Origin of the sequence: Photorhabdus africana (assembly GCF_035181445.1) — a bacterium.
Lineage (GTDB): Bacteria > Pseudomonadota > Gammaproteobacteria > Enterobacterales > Enterobacteriaceae > Photorhabdus > Photorhabdus laumondii.
In genome coordinates, this window is sequence record NZ_JAXBVE010000135.1 from 1 (window position 1) to 758 (window position 758).

Sequence of the window (758 nt, forward strand, 5' to 3'; positions counted from 1 at the left end):
ACCGGCAGATCGATATTATTATTGCCCGTCAACCCCAAAGGCTGACTTTCTGTCAGTTGGCGTTGTAACTTAGCCCGCTGCAATTCCGCTTCCAGCAGTAGATTTTTCGCGTGTAAATGCTCTAACTGTCCCACAGTCACACCCACAGATGCTTCTGCAATACTCGTTACCGAAAGAATTCCCTCCTCTGTTGACCATACGGGTGAACTGATAAAAATTAGCCCACTTAACACGCTGATACACAAGGCAGTATTATTTCCGGGCATAAATGTATCCCTCTGTCTGATAGGTTAACTGTCCCTGTGAAGTCAGGGTAAACGTGAGGCTGTTCAGTCGCAGCCCTGTATCATCCAGTTCAGCAAATAGCCATGCTGGCATCACCCGACTACTGAAGCTGAAAAGGTATTCTCGCCAATCCTGGGCAGGTATAGATTGCCCGTCTCCCGGTAATGCCGATGCGGGAGTCAGTTCATTTAATGGCAAAGGGATCTGCCATTGCTGGAAATTCGACACCATCTTCATCAACTGTACTGAAACAGCAGGCACCGCTTCATCGTGAACCGGCAAAGGGTTCCACGGCAGGAATACCCGACCTTCTTTTGCGCCCTGAACCAGGTCAAAAACCGGTGACTGCTTAAATACAGTCCGTACACGCTGAACAAAATGCGCTGCTGTACCACCAGGCATAATCTCGTAGTGAAGGCGAACACCATCTTTTCGGCATGAACCTGCCGTCAAGCGCCAACCCGCCAATAACA

Annotated in this window: 1 protein-coding gene and 1 pseudogene; both read right to left on the reverse strand. The window is 49.3% G+C overall.

Annotated elements, in window-relative coordinates; all coding sequences use genetic code 11:
- Nucleotides 1-266 (reverse strand): annotated as a pseudogene (locus SLS51_RS23065) (hypothetical protein); the annotation flags it as partial.
- Nucleotides 253-758, reverse strand: a 506-nt coding sequence (pilO2, locus tag SLS51_RS23070) for a type 4b pilus protein PilO2 (protein ID WP_323840816.1), incomplete at its 5' end; no start/stop codon positions are given. The pseudogene SLS51_RS23065 and the gene pilO2, both read right to left, overlap by 14 nt.